General features: G+C 50.5%; 10 protein-coding genes and 1 riboswitch. Of the genes, 7 read left to right on the top strand and 3 right to left on the bottom strand.

What is annotated here, in order from left to right:
* The first annotated feature begins 48 nt into the window (after positions 1–48).
* Positions 49–128, top strand: a riboswitch (ZMP/ZTP riboswitch).
* A complete protein-coding gene (locus ACFQ03_RS05195) occupies positions 129–1,070 on the top strand; it encodes a bifunctional 5,10-methylenetetrahydrofolate dehydrogenase/5,10-methenyltetrahydrofolate cyclohydrolase (protein ID WP_379286571.1) in 942 nt (313 codons plus the stop codon). It begins immediately after the preceding riboswitch.
* Between the two features lie 2 nt (positions 1,071–1,072).
* Positions 1,073–1,702 carry a cyclodeaminase/cyclohydrolase family protein gene (locus ACFQ03_RS05190; RefSeq protein WP_144932995.1) on the top strand — a complete coding sequence of 210 codons (630 nt, stop codon included), beginning with the start codon at positions 1,073–1,075 and terminating at the stop codon, positions 1,700–1,702.
* Between the two features lie 118 nt (positions 1,703–1,820).
* On the opposite strand, the gene ACFQ03_RS05185 is transcribed toward ACFQ03_RS05190, so the two are convergent.
* Complete coding sequence (locus ACFQ03_RS05185; RefSeq protein WP_379286569.1) at positions 1,821–3,302, bottom strand: extracellular solute-binding protein; 1,482 nt, start codon at positions 3,300–3,302, stop codon at positions 1,821–1,823.
* 336 nt (positions 3,303–3,638) lie between these two features.
* Between ACFQ03_RS05185 and ACFQ03_RS05180 the strand changes: the two genes are divergently transcribed.
* The 5 genes from ACFQ03_RS05180 (at position 3,639) to ACFQ03_RS05160 (ending at position 11,607) form a co-directional block, all read left to right on the top strand.
* Positions 3,639–5,216 (top strand): extracellular solute-binding protein, encoded by a 1,578-nt coding sequence (locus ACFQ03_RS05180; protein WP_379286568.1) that lies wholly within the window; start codon positions 3,639–3,641, stop codon positions 5,214–5,216.
* 24 nt (positions 5,217–5,240) lie between these two features.
* On the top strand, positions 5,241–6,194 hold the full coding sequence (locus ACFQ03_RS05175; RefSeq protein ID WP_144932999.1) for an ABC transporter permease: 954 nt from the start codon (positions 5,241–5,243) through the stop codon (positions 6,192–6,194).
* Positions 6,195–6,262: 68 nt separating this feature from the next.
* A complete protein-coding gene (locus ACFQ03_RS05170) occupies positions 6,263–7,138 on the top strand; it encodes a carbohydrate ABC transporter permease (RefSeq protein ID WP_379286565.1) in 876 nt (291 codons plus the stop codon).
* Positions 7,139–7,196: 58 nt separating this feature from the next.
* The gene (locus tag ACFQ03_RS05165; RefSeq protein WP_379286563.1) at positions 7,197–9,206 is read left to right on the top strand and encodes a hypothetical protein; all 2,010 of its coding nucleotides are present in this window, start codon (positions 7,197–7,199) and stop codon (positions 9,204–9,206) included.
* Positions 9,207–9,312: 106 nt separating this feature from the next.
* A complete protein-coding gene (locus ACFQ03_RS05160) occupies positions 9,313–11,607 on the top strand; it encodes an FIMAH domain-containing protein (RefSeq protein ID WP_379286561.1) in 2,295 nt (764 codons plus the stop codon).
* 216 nt (positions 11,608–11,823) lie between these two features.
* Here the strand turns inward: ACFQ03_RS05160 and ACFQ03_RS05155 are convergent, their stop codons facing one another.
* A complete protein-coding gene (locus tag ACFQ03_RS05155) occupies positions 11,824–12,168 on the bottom strand; it encodes a hypothetical protein (RefSeq protein WP_144933007.1) in 345 nt (114 codons plus the stop codon).
* A 162-nt stretch (positions 12,169–12,330) separates the two neighbouring features.
* Positions 12,331–12,509, bottom strand: a 179-nt coding sequence (locus tag ACFQ03_RS05150) for a zinc ribbon domain-containing protein (RefSeq protein WP_379286640.1), incomplete at its 5' end; no start/stop codon positions are given.

The raw sequence follows: 12,509 nt of genomic DNA, 5'->3' as shown, positions 1-12,509 counted from the left end.
AAAATTGCTTGTATTGCAGGAAATTTCAGAATATAATATTAGTTAATATTTGGTATGTGTAACTGGCGCACGTGGTGAACCACGAGGAAGCACATATGACGTTATAGCCGTTCGCCTGGGCAAAGTATTTGATCCCTAATCGGGGTCAAATACTTTTTTTTGTTAATGAAGGAGGAGCAGCAAGCTATGGGAATTTGGTTAACCGGGCAAGAGCAGCGGATCGCATCCGAAAGGCAGTTGCTGAACAGGCAGGAAGAGTGAGGGAGCAGCGGGGGATAGAAGTAAAGCTGGCCGTTATTCTGGTGGAAGGGGACCCGGCTTCCCTGGCCTATGCGAAGGCTAAACAGCGGTGGGCTTCCCGGCTTGGTATAGCGTTCGAATGGATACGCCTCCCATCCGGAGTAACGGAACAAGAACTGATGGGAATCATTGATACGTTAAATAGGGACGATGGGGTTCACGGAATTCTGTTAGAGCTCCCTCTCCCACGGCACTTGTCCTCCAAAGCGATAATCGAGGCGATTTCGCCATGGAAGGACGTGGACGGATTGACCTCTTCCAACCGGCTGGCTAATCAAACCGGAGCCCCAGGACTATATCCGGCTACACCGTTATCCTGTGTCCGGCTTCTGGAAGATTACGGCTATGAGCTAAAGGGAAGACATGCTGTCGTGGTGGGGCGCGGGGAGACCGTAGGAATGCCGCTCCTTCATTTGCTGCTGCGGAAGAATGCCACCGTGACCGTGTGCCATTCGTATACTCCCGATCTGTCCGTCCCGCTTCGCCAGGCGGATTTTGTATTTGCCGCTGCGGGGCGTCAAGGATTAATAACGAAGTCTATGGTCCATCCCGATCTGGTCGCGATAGATGCGGGAATTAATGAAACAGACAGCGGGGAGTTGAAGGGGGACGTGGACTCCGGGGCGATTCTTCGCTTGCAGGCGTTATCGCCGGTTCCGGGAGGGGTAGGAACGCTGACAACGGCCATTCTATTTGAAAATGTTATAAAAGCCTTCGAACTGCAGCATGGTAAGAAGCAGCAGAATTTTATAAGAAAGGGGGGAGTATAGAAATGAGCTTGATGGATCAATCCGTTCGCTCCTTCGTCCAAGCGGCTTCATCCCGTACACCGACTCCGGGTGGAGGGAGCGTCGCGGCTCTGGTTGCTGCGCTGGGAGCGGCCATGGGCTCGATGGTTGCCCACTTTAGCCAGGGGCCTAAATTTGCCTCCCATTCGGAAGAAATGGAGCACATGATCATCCGGATGAAAGCGGATATCGATCAATTCGAAAGCCTTCTAGAGGAGGATGTTCACTCGTTCGAAACTTATATGTCCGCCGCCCGAATGTCAGGACAAACCGAGGAGCACAAGCAAGCCAAACAGGCTGCATTGGCCTCCGCCTCGGTACTGGCCACCGAGGTTCCTGTCAGGCTGATGCGAAGATGTCTGGCTTCCATGGAAACAATGGAAGGGATAGCCGGGAACGCGAACCGCAGGGTATTATCCGATCTTGGAATAGCCGTCTATCTTCTGGAGGCGGCTGCCCGCTCCGCATGGATTACAGTTGCCATCAACCTTCCCGGCCTGCAGGAGGAGAAGCTGAAGGAACAATACGGAAGGGAATGTGCACAAATCATCGGCCGGATCGAATCGATCCGGGCCGGCATGTTGTCCACCATCCATTCAAGGATAAACGAATGAGCTTTACATGGGAGAACGCAAATACCTCATATCGGAAGGATTAACGATAGAATCCCTCCTGTTTACCACTATTAGACTGCCTAGCCTAAAAAGCAGTCATCAAAAGTGCTTTGTTAGGCTAGGCGTTAACAACCGGCTGCTCGGAAAGCAGCTTCTCCAGATGTCGGCAGCAAGTATCCAAATCGGTCACTTGAGACCAATATAATTTCAGTTCCTCGCGAATTTGCTTCAGCAGCGGTCCGGATAACCCAAGCTCGGAATGCATCTTAAAGCTGGGAATGATTTCCCGATACAGCTGAAATCGGGAAGGCTCAGCCGCTTCATGCGGTTGTACCATGCGGGCTCCTTGTGCTGCAGGGCTTGGCGAACGTTTCCCCCGGCCGGCCACTGCATCCCGGATGTCGGTGCGGCCCGTGCGTTCAGCCGCCCTCTTCATCGCCGGGATGCTTAAAGTCCGATGGCGTATAACGGTTTGCGCTTCTTGGGAGGTCAGGTAATGTACCAGCGTCTTCGCTGCTTCCTTATTGGCCGATTTGGCAGAAACGGCCAGTCCGATCACCAGGTTGAGCGTCTTGGAAGTTTTCAACTGCGGAAGAGGCGCAATGTCAAAGCGAAACGATGCATTGCGGAATTCGTTCAGGACGAAATAGGTGGTCATCACCATGGATACTTTGCCCTGACGGAACAAATCGTCCGCCTCCAGATCACTCTGTGAGAGAAAGGAAGACAAGCCTTGGTGGCTGATGATATCCCTGCTCATCTGTATGGCCTCCCGCACATCCGGATGGCGGAAGGAAACAGGCCCGGTATCTTCCGGGCGAATCCATTGTCCGCTCTGAAGAAGGAAGATCGGCCAGCGGTTGTCCGATAACGCATGATAATAAAACCCTACCCGATTACTGCGGTTGGTGATCTGGTGAGCCACATCCATAAGCTCATTCCAGGTCCAGCTGCTGTCGGGTTCAGGGAGGTCAAATTCTTCGAAGTGATCTTTGTTATAGCAAAGAATGACCGGAGAGAAGACGAAAGGAACTGCACGCAGCCGTTTGCCGTCTTGAAAAGCGGGAAGAAGGAACGGATACGTATCTTCCGGCGGCTGCAACGGCTCCAGCAGCGCAAAGCTGCCATCTCTCTCATGGAATTCGGAGAAGGATTGATTGTTAAACATAGCCACATCAATCAATCCGGATTGAAGGTAATGCTTCATAAGCTGCAAATCGTCGAAATGGAAGGGGATTGGAATGAGCTCCACCTGGATCCCCGGATGCCGTTCATGAAAATAATCTATCAATGTACTCAATTCCGCCTGTTTATGCATCGATGGGTAATAGCCGAAACGGATAGTAGTATTCGAGGTATAATCCGGGTTAAGCACTTTATTACCGATGCGCGGTATTTTCTGCACATATCCTTCCGTCACGAGAATATCCAATCCTTTCCGGACGGAATGCTTGCTGAGGTTATACTGCTCTGCCAGCTCAAGCTCCGATGGCAGAAACTGACCGTTCTTAAATGCTCCGCTCCGGATGCTGTCCCGGATGCTTGCCATCATCTCTTCCAACTTGGAACGAAGCACCGATTGTTTGGTTTTACGACTCATTTAGCAACCTCCCGAACCGACCTCAAACTGATACAAATCTGGTTGTTTATCTATATTATTCAAAATATCCTCTGCAATTTCTAGTATAGCCCCTTTCAAATCGCTTTTCAATCCAATTATAACGGGAGCGACTTCCGAGTCGTTTCAACTGCAAGGTTGGATTTATCCCGACTTCCAGCTTATTGTGGATAACAAATTTTTCAATATTCAATATTGACAGCGCTTTAATTGACTCGTTATAATTCAACCAGATACGTATCAGAATTATAGTGTTTGTTATTTTTCCTTTTGAGGCCAAATGTGATTGTTATTCATTTTTACGGGGAGGGGTTTATTGTGAGATTCAAAAAGCATGCTTTAATTTTTACGGCCGCAGTAACGCTGACGGTAGCCTGTTCGTCCGGGGGGACAAAGACAGAACCCGGGGATTCCGCCAAGGAACCGGAAGAATCAGACAAGGACCGTCAAATAAAAATTACGGCCATGAAGTTCGGCTACGGGGAATTGCCGCCTAATGACAGCCCGGGCGTGCAAATGATTAACGAGAGGTTTAATGTCGATTACCAGGTTAATCAGGTGCCCGTCGGCAGCTACAGTGAGAAGCTGAGCGCAGTTCTGGCATCCGGAACCATCCCGGATATAGTTGCTTTCGAGGCGCCGGATATATCGAACCGGTATCCTAAATTTGCCCGGCAGAATGCTTTTCTCGCATTGGATGATTATATTGACGACTATCCGTCGCTGGCTCTCGTTCCTGATTTTATATGGGATCAATTCAGAGTGGACGGAAAAATCTACGCGATTCCCAAGTATTATCCGCGATTCGGCTTTTTGCCGATGATCCGCAAGGATTGGCTGGATAATCTGGGGCTGGAGGTTCCGACCAATTATGAAGAATTGAAGCAGGTCGCCATCGCATTCACGAAGGGGGATCCGGATGGCAACGGCAAGAACGATACATACGGCATAGCCCTCGGCCAGAACATTAACCCCAATTATAACCTGGGAGCCTATTGGGATCCCAACGCCTGGTATCATAAAAACGATAAGGGCCAATTCATTCCGGGATGGATCTCCGAAGCGCGCAAAGAAATGATCGAGTGGTTTGCCGATTTGTATGAAGAAAACGCCGTCACTCGCGACTTTGCCAGTCTGGATTGGAATGCAACCAATAAAGAGTTTTATTCCGGCAGAGCGGGCATCTTCATCGGCACTCCCCGCGGAATGATCAATGCGAACGCCGATAGCCTGGTACAGCTGGATCCCAATGCGGAATTCACATTTATGGCTCCGGCCGTCGCTCCGGACGGATCCCAAGGACTCACCTCCAGCAGCGGCTTCGTAGGATTCATGACGATTTCGGCGGAAGCCGGCAAGGACGAGGAGAAGGTTCGGCGCATATTGGAAATGACCGAGCTGGCCAGAACGGTGATTCCGGAAGACCGGATGAATCCGGATAACCCCGATTTCGATTTCTTGATGGGAGGGGAAGGCAAAGCCTATGACATGGTGGACGGGAAGCCTGTAGCGAAGGAAAACGCCTTGAAGGACGGATTGCGTCCTACCTCTTATTTGTTGGATGACGTTCCGTGGCCGGAGAAAGATTCGGATAAGGTTTATAAGTACAGCAATCCAATTCTCGATGCCGTCGTCCAGGATATGCTTAAGGTGCATGGTGAGAGCAAATTTTACGGTTCTCCGCATTATGCCGCACCGTCACCGACTTATCTGGAGAAGGGGAATGAATTGACCCAATTTCTGATCGATGAGCAATCGAAAATGATTGCCGGTCAACGTCCGGTCAGTGACTGGGATAAGATGGTCGACGAGTTTATGAAAAAGGGCGGGGACAAGTGGATTGAGGAAGTGAACGCCGGGATTACCATCCAAGATCCTAAGGAAGCATGGGATTGACCTGCCTGTTGATGGAGGAATGGAATGAGAACGAATGAGTATTCTCTTAATTCAGGGGTTTCTGCACCGCAGAAGCCCCGTATATGGCAACTAATATGGCGCAAGAGATATGGATACCTGCTTATTTTGCCCGGACTGCTTTATTTTCTTGTTTATCGTTACGTTCCTATGCTGGGCTCGGTCATAGCCTTCCAGGATTTTAGCCCGTTCCTCGGATTTACGGAGAGCCCCTGGGTCGGCTTCAAACACTTTGCCAAAATATTTGAGGATGCCGAAGTGGTCCGGGTTCTGTGGAATACGCTCGTGCTTTCGTTTTTGCAGATCGCTTTTGCCTTTCCGGCGCCGATTATCTTGGCACTTATGCTGAATGAAATTCGCAATGGGGCCTACAAAAGAATTGTGCAATCGATTATTTATTTGCCGCATTTTTTATCTTGGGTCATTGTTGTCGGGATTTTTATTATTTTCCTGCGCGGCAGCGGTCTGATCAATACGTTTTTGACTCTCAAGCTTGGCATAGGCCCGATTGATTTTCTGACCGATCCGATTTATTTCCGGCCACTCATTATTATTCAGGTTATCTGGAAAGAAGCGGGCTGGGGAACAATTATTTTTCTTGCCGCCTTATCGGGCATTAATCCGAATTTGTATGAAGCGGCCGTGATGGACGGGGCAAACCGCTGGCGGCAATTATGGCATATTACGCTGCCCGGAATCCGGAGCACGATCGTTATTCTGCTCATCCTGCGTCTCGGCAATGTGCTGGACAGCGGATTTGAACAAATCTTTCTGATGCTCAACTCCTTCAATATGGAGATTGGCAACGTACTGGACACTTACGTTTATTTTAAAGGAATTCATCAATCCGATTACAGCTTTGCAACCGCTGTAGGCTTGTTTAAAGGAGTTATTGGTCTGGTGTTGGTCGTGGCGGCCAACTGGCTGGCCAAACGGTTCGGCGAGGAAGGAATATACTGACCGACTCCCGGCCTTCTTGGTGCAACCTGCACAGCAGCGGTAAATTGTAAATAAAGGAGACGCTACTCATGCTGCATCGTTCCTGGTCAGACCGATTAATAGACGGGATTAACATTGTGCTGCTGGGGATTATCGGTCTGGTGATGCTCCTGCCCTTCTTGTATATTTTTTCCGTCTCGTTCTCGAGTATGAAAGAGTATATTTCAAGCGACTTGCTGCTCTGGCCGAAGGAATGGGTGCTGGATGCCTATCAGTATATTTTTGGCTCCAGCTCGTTTATCCGTTCTTTGGGAGTGACGGTCTTCGTCACGGTGACGGGTACCGCATTTAATCTGCTGTTTACTTCCGCCATGGCTTACGGCCTGACCCGGAGATTGGTCGGACAATCCTTTATCCTGTTTCTGGTTTTGTTTACGATTTTGTTTTCTGCGGGAATGATCCCGTCCTATTTGATTGTCAAGGAGACCGGATTGCTGGACAGCTTGTGGGCATTGATTATCCCGGCGGCGATTGCGCCGTTCAACCTTATTGTGATGCGTCAATTTTTTCTGAACATTCCTGAAGAATTGAACGAGGCGGCCTTCATAGATGGAGCTAACGAGCTGCAAACATTCGCCCGCCTGATTCTGCCATTATCCAAGCCGGCGCTGGCTACGTTTTGTCTGTTCTATGCCGTCGGGCATTGGAATAACTATTTTGCCGGAATTTTATATTTGAACGATCCCACCAAATGGCCGATACAGGTCGTACTCCGCCAAATCGTAGTTTTGAACGATCCCGTAAATTCACTGGGGGCGGTAGAAATGCTGATGGAGAATCCTCCTCCGCCGGAAACGATTCAAATGGCGGCGATATTGGTGGCGACCGTACCTATTTTGATCGTATATCCGTTTTTACAGAAGCATTTCGCCAAAGGAGTTATGATTGGTTCGATCAAGGGGTGAAGGTGAATAGATCATCTCTTATTATCGAAAAGGAGCAATGGAGAGAAGGAGAGAGACCATGACCATAAAATATGCGGCAACAGCTGTGGAAAGACAAATCAAAATAACGGAAGAGGCCGGCCGGATAGAAAATTTGGGGGCCCCGATCCACAATTCAACCTCTCATGCCGCCGTGTTTACGAAGTCTGAAGACGGCCGCGACATTATGTACCTGTCGCTGGATGGATCAGCAGGAGAAGATGCGCGTCTGGGGACGATTGATCTGAATGAGGAGCGGCTAGTACATATTCTCCCGATGCCCGGTGCGATGGGAGGCTTCTCGATGACCAAAGCGGGAGATGAGAGCATTTATGTGGCAACCCATAATCAGGGGAATGTTTATCGCTATACCCCATGGAATCGCAAGCTGGAGGTGCTAGGGAGGCCCACGCCGGAAACGACATTCGGATATGCCTTGACCTCTGTCGGCGAGGATGCAGTGTTCGGCGGCACTTATCCCGGCGCGGTATTCTATCAATACCGCCCGGGGGAAGGCTTCAAGCTGTTCGGCTCCCAGCCTTTCGAGCCGGGTGAGCACTATGTTCGCAGTCTTGCTCATTGGCCGGAAGCGGGGGTAACGTATGTCGGGATCGGCTCTCATCCCCGGTTGAAACGATTTAATCACCGCACGGGTGAAGTTAAGGAGCTGCTTCCGGAGGCGTACTACAACGACGAGTTTGTCTATGATCTTAATATCGAAGGAGGCAAATTATTTGTTCGTCTAAATCCTTCCAACCGGCTGCTTGTTTATGATTTGAGCATGGACGATAGCGGGAAATGCACAGAAAAATTCGAGCGGGAAGTGCCGGGGGTCAACAGTTTGGGAGTATCCCCATTATACGCAGGGGCGGTGTACTATACGTATATCGGAAAGCTGTACCGCTATGAGCTGGACAGCGGCCGGTCGGTTTCGCTGGATGTCGATACAACCATCTTGCCGTTTAAACTAGATTTTGTGGAGCTGGCGGATCAGCAGCAGTTTCCGGGCAAAACATTGGTTGGGGTCGGATCGCGGCTGGGGCGGACGAGATTGTTCAAATACAATCCGCAGAACGGGAATCTGAGAATCTCCGATTTGGAGATTGAAGGGGTTCCGACCAATGTTCAAAGTATAGCAACGGCTTCGGACGGCAGGCTGTATATCGGGGCGTTTCTGGTGGGGGGGACGTCGATCTTTGATCCGGAATCCGATACCTTTACGGAGTATAAAGGGGTGGGACAAACCGAAAATACGGCTGAGCTGGACGGCCGCTTGTATTTTAGCGCGTATCCTCACGCTAAACTGTTCGAGTACGATCCGGCGAAGGAGTGGACTTTGTCCCGTCACACAGATGAACCTAACCCGCGTCTGCTGTTTGATTTATCCGCGGAAGAGCAGGATCGCCCATATGGTTTGGCTGTCGGAAGGGGCAAGCTCTATATCGGAACCATATGCGGATATGGCAAGCGGGGCGGGGCCATTATCAGTTATGATCCTCGGACGGGAGAGCGCTGCGTATATCGGAATCCGCTGCCTGATCTCAGTATTGTCGCCCTGGTATACGCTAATGACAAGTTATATGCGGGAACGAATATTTGGTGCGGACTTGGTATAATGCCTTCTCGTAAGGAGGCGGAATTGCTCGTTTTTGATCCGGAGCGGGGAGAAGCGCGCGGAATTTCGCTGCCCGTCCCAGAGCTTAGAGCCATTACGGCTCTGATCGAAGGACAGGATGGGCAATTGTGGGGGATGGCCGAAGGCTGGCTGTTCGTCTTCGATCCAAGAACAGAAACATATACCCACATGGCCCATTTGTTTCCCGAAATAGATTATCGCGAGTCCATCTGGAGAGATGCGTCTCTGAAGTTCGGAAGAGACGGCAGGCTGTATGGCACGATTCAAGGACGATATTTTTTCGCGTATGATCCGGATCAAAGGAAGCTCGATATTATTGCAGAGGACGGGGCGAGGTTTCTGGCAGACGATCGCCAAGGACGGCTGTATTTCTCGGATGGAAAAACAAGAATAAGACGATATTCTCCACAATAATAACTTAAGGCGCCAGATTAAACTTGCGGCGATCGAATACACCTGTCCGGAATGTGAAGCTGGCTGGGCCAGTAAAAAATATTAATAAAGAAACGGAGGAGAAGCAGTGAAGAAACGAATCATATGGTCTGTCCTTTGTACGTTAATAGCAGCGATGGGATGGGGAGGAGTAGGAGCGACATCGGATACCGCTTATGCGGAATCCGCTCGCTCCGGACATTTCGAAAATTTGGGAACCGCTATCAAAAGGGTTGTCGGCATCGGAGGAACGCCCTTCTACGGAACGGACGGGACCCCCTACATAAGTGCCGCCGTCAATGGTGTTCCTGCGCAGTTGGCCGTGTTGAATGCTTTAACGCTTGATGTGGAGAAGGTGCTGGATATCCCTGACACGACGAGCACCTCTACGGTCCTCACTGCCCAGGATGGAAGCGTGTACATTGGAACAACGGGAACCGGGGAGGTGTACCGGTATGTTCCGGATTCGGAAGGATTGGAGTTCATCGGCAAGCCGATTCAGGGGGAAACCCATATTTATGCCTTGGCGAACGGCCCGGACGGCAAAATTTTCGGCGGGACTTATCCTGGCGGAAAGCTGTTCGAATATGATCCGGCTTCAGGGGAGTTCCGGGATCTGGGCAGCCCGGTTGCCGGCGAAAAATATGTTCGTAAGCTGGTCTACGATGAGGAACGCGGTCTGCTGATCGCCGGGACCGGGACCAACAATCGATTGGTTGAGATCGATCCGGAAACGGGAAGTGTCTCCGAGAACTGGATGCCGGAGGAATTGGCGGTCGAGGAATACCCGAACAGTATAGATTTAATTGGCGACAAGCTGTTTATCCAGTTGAACAAAAGCTCGACGATGCTGGTGATGGATAAATGGAGCAAGCAAATCGAGCAGCGGCTTCAAGGGGTATCCGCACATGTCATCCCGTCCCCAGACGGAAAACAGGCGTATATGTTTGCACCAGGGGATGCGTATCTGCACGTTTATGATTTCTCTACAGGACTAATCGAGCCCGTTGCAAGGTTAGGGCGCTTTAACAGTTGGAAATCGGCGACTATTATCAATACGGGCAGTGCTCAAAACCCCGATTATACGCTATCCGCCTGGATGGGCTATAATGCCGCCCTTACTTATCAATTTTCCTCGGGGACGATCAGGAGTACCACTGTGGATGTTCCCGGCCAGCCTATCGTTATCAATTCGATCGGCAGCGGACCGGACGGTCGCATCCATGTGTCGGGGGTGCAAGGAGGCAATGCCATCTATGATCCCGAATCCGGCATTATGGAGACCTATACGTCGGGGATGAGCCAGGCTGAAGCAATGACGTCCATTGGAGATATGATGTACTTCGGAATTTATCCCCAGGCGAGAATCTCGCAATTCGATACCACTCTTCCCTGGGGAGGGGGCAATCCGCAGGAAATCGCCAAGCTTCCCGCAGATTCGCTTCAGGATCGGCCTTTTGGCATGATCGGTGTGGAGGAGTATGGCAAGCTGTTTCTCGGTACCGTTCCCCAGTACGGTCAATTAGGCGGGGCTTTCGCGATCTATGATCCGAAGGATGGAAACCTGCTGACCTATCGTCATTTGGTCAAGGATCAGAGCATCGTAACTTTAGCTTATAAAGATGGGAAAATCTATGGCGGTACTTCCATCTGGGGGGCTTACGGGGCTCCGGATCCAACCGCACAGGAAGGGAAAATGTTCATCTGGGACATTGCAAGCGGGCAGAAGGAGTTGGAGTTCTCTCCGGTGGCCGGCAAGCAGGCCGTAACCTCTTTGATCGTCGGACCAGACGGGAATATATGGGGATTTAATGAAGGAGTGCTCTTTATCTACGATACCCAGGAGAAGAAGGTTATCCATGAGCAGGAATTATTTCCGGTACGCTATGCCGGCACCGTATGGCGGGATGCCACTCTGCTCGTTGGTAAAGACGGTGATGTCTATGGTACGGCCAGAGGAAAGCTGTTCCGGATCGACGGTGTAACGAAACAAATGACGATGATTGACGAGGCGGGACATTTCGACGGTCTTGCCCAGGATGAATATGGGAACCTGTATATGCGATCCATGATCGAAGGCAAGAAGCATGAGTTGTGGAAGTACACCAGCCCGTCATTGGCGCTGGCTGCCCTCCGGGATAAGGTAGAACGGTTGGAACGGGAAGGGGAGGTGAAGCATCAGCTGAGTGCCCAGATCAGGAACAGACTGCGGCAGGCTGCGCATCACGGCTCTATCGGTAATCAGGCTCAAATGCTCCAGCACGGGGATAAGGCTCTGCAATTGATGCAGAACGATAGCAAATGGATCAATGAACGGGCCCTTCAAGAGCTGGAGGCGGGCGTTCGGACAGTGACAGAGCTCTTCAGCCGTCTGCCCGAATGAGTCCCATGAAACAAGCTGCCGCTCTATATTCGCGGCAGCTTGTTTCTGGAATCCCCGGGCAGAGCCGTTTAAAGGAAAGCCTGTCGTTAAGCCTCTGCACGAGTCTATTAATTTTGGTATAGTACGTTATTACGATTGGTTCGCTCCTCCGGTGGGCCTTCAGAGAGACAGGCCCGCTATTAGTGTTTCCGCGCGGCACTCGCCCCTCCGGAGAAGCTAGCGAAGAAGTTCTTCCACAACTTTCTTCCCCGTATCTTGCAAAGCCTTCTCATGTACCCTGACCTTGTGCGCTTCTTCCTGAATATAGTATTCATATGTCAGTTTACCTGGTACGTTGTCATTGGTTGCCATAGGCATCGTCATCTGTCCATCGTCAAAACGCGCCTTCAGCTTGACGAATTCTTCGCGAATTTTCAGCTGAATCTCCTTCAGCGGCTTCAAGTACAATTCTGAAAAATGAAGCTCGAGGAGAGTGTTCTCATCCTGCTCCAGCATACTTTGGACGAAGTCAAGAATAATATAGTCTTTGATTAGCTGTTGTTGTTCCGGTGTCGGATTCATGGCTAACCCGTTGCCAAGAACTTATAAAAGTCTATAAATCCTTGTTTGCTTCCTGTTTCGCCGTGTCCGCTTTTGCCGGAGCTACTCACGTTTGGTATGACACTCCACAGGCGTAAATTCGGATGCAACGAATCCTACATATTGGCGATGACGAGATATGTGTCAAACCGCTAATTTAGATAGGTTGATTGCCGCGTTCAAGTCGCGGTCGATCACATGTCCGCAAGTGCATTCATAGGTGCGATCAGATAGTTTCAGGTTTGGTTTAATCTGGCCACAACATGAGCACATTTTCGATGAAGGGAACCATTTGGCGGCTTGAACAAATTTCGCGCCGATCT

The sequence above is a fragment of the Paenibacillus residui genome, from assembly GCF_042677205.1.
GTDB lineage: Bacteria > Bacillota > Bacilli > Paenibacillales > NBRC-103111 > Paenibacillus_L > Paenibacillus_L residui.
This window is presented reverse-complemented; position numbering and strand designations above follow the sequence as displayed.

Bases quoted from the DNA above. Each gene is read 5' to 3' on its own strand.
- ACFQ03_RS05190 (WP_144932995.1), top strand. From the start codon at position 1,073: ATGAGCTTGATGGATCAATCCGTTCGCTCCTTCGTCCAAGCGGCTTCA.
- ACFQ03_RS05185 (WP_379286569.1), bottom strand. From the start codon at position 3,302: ATGAGTCGTAAAACCAAACAATCGGTGCTTCGTTCCAAGTTGGAAGAG.
- ACFQ03_RS05175 (WP_144932999.1), top strand. From the start codon at position 5,241: ATGAGAACGAATGAGTATTCTCTTAATTCAGGGGTTTCTGCACCGCAG.
- ACFQ03_RS05170 (WP_379286565.1), top strand. From the start codon at position 6,263: ATGCTGCATCGTTCCTGGTCAGACCGATTAATAGACGGGATTAACATT.
- ACFQ03_RS05165 (WP_379286563.1), top strand. From the start codon at position 7,197: ATGACCATAAAATATGCGGCAACAGCTGTGGAAAGACAAATCAAAATA.
- ACFQ03_RS05155 (WP_144933007.1), bottom strand. From the start codon at position 12,168: ATGAATCCGACACCGGAACAACAACAGCTAATCAAAGACTATATTATT.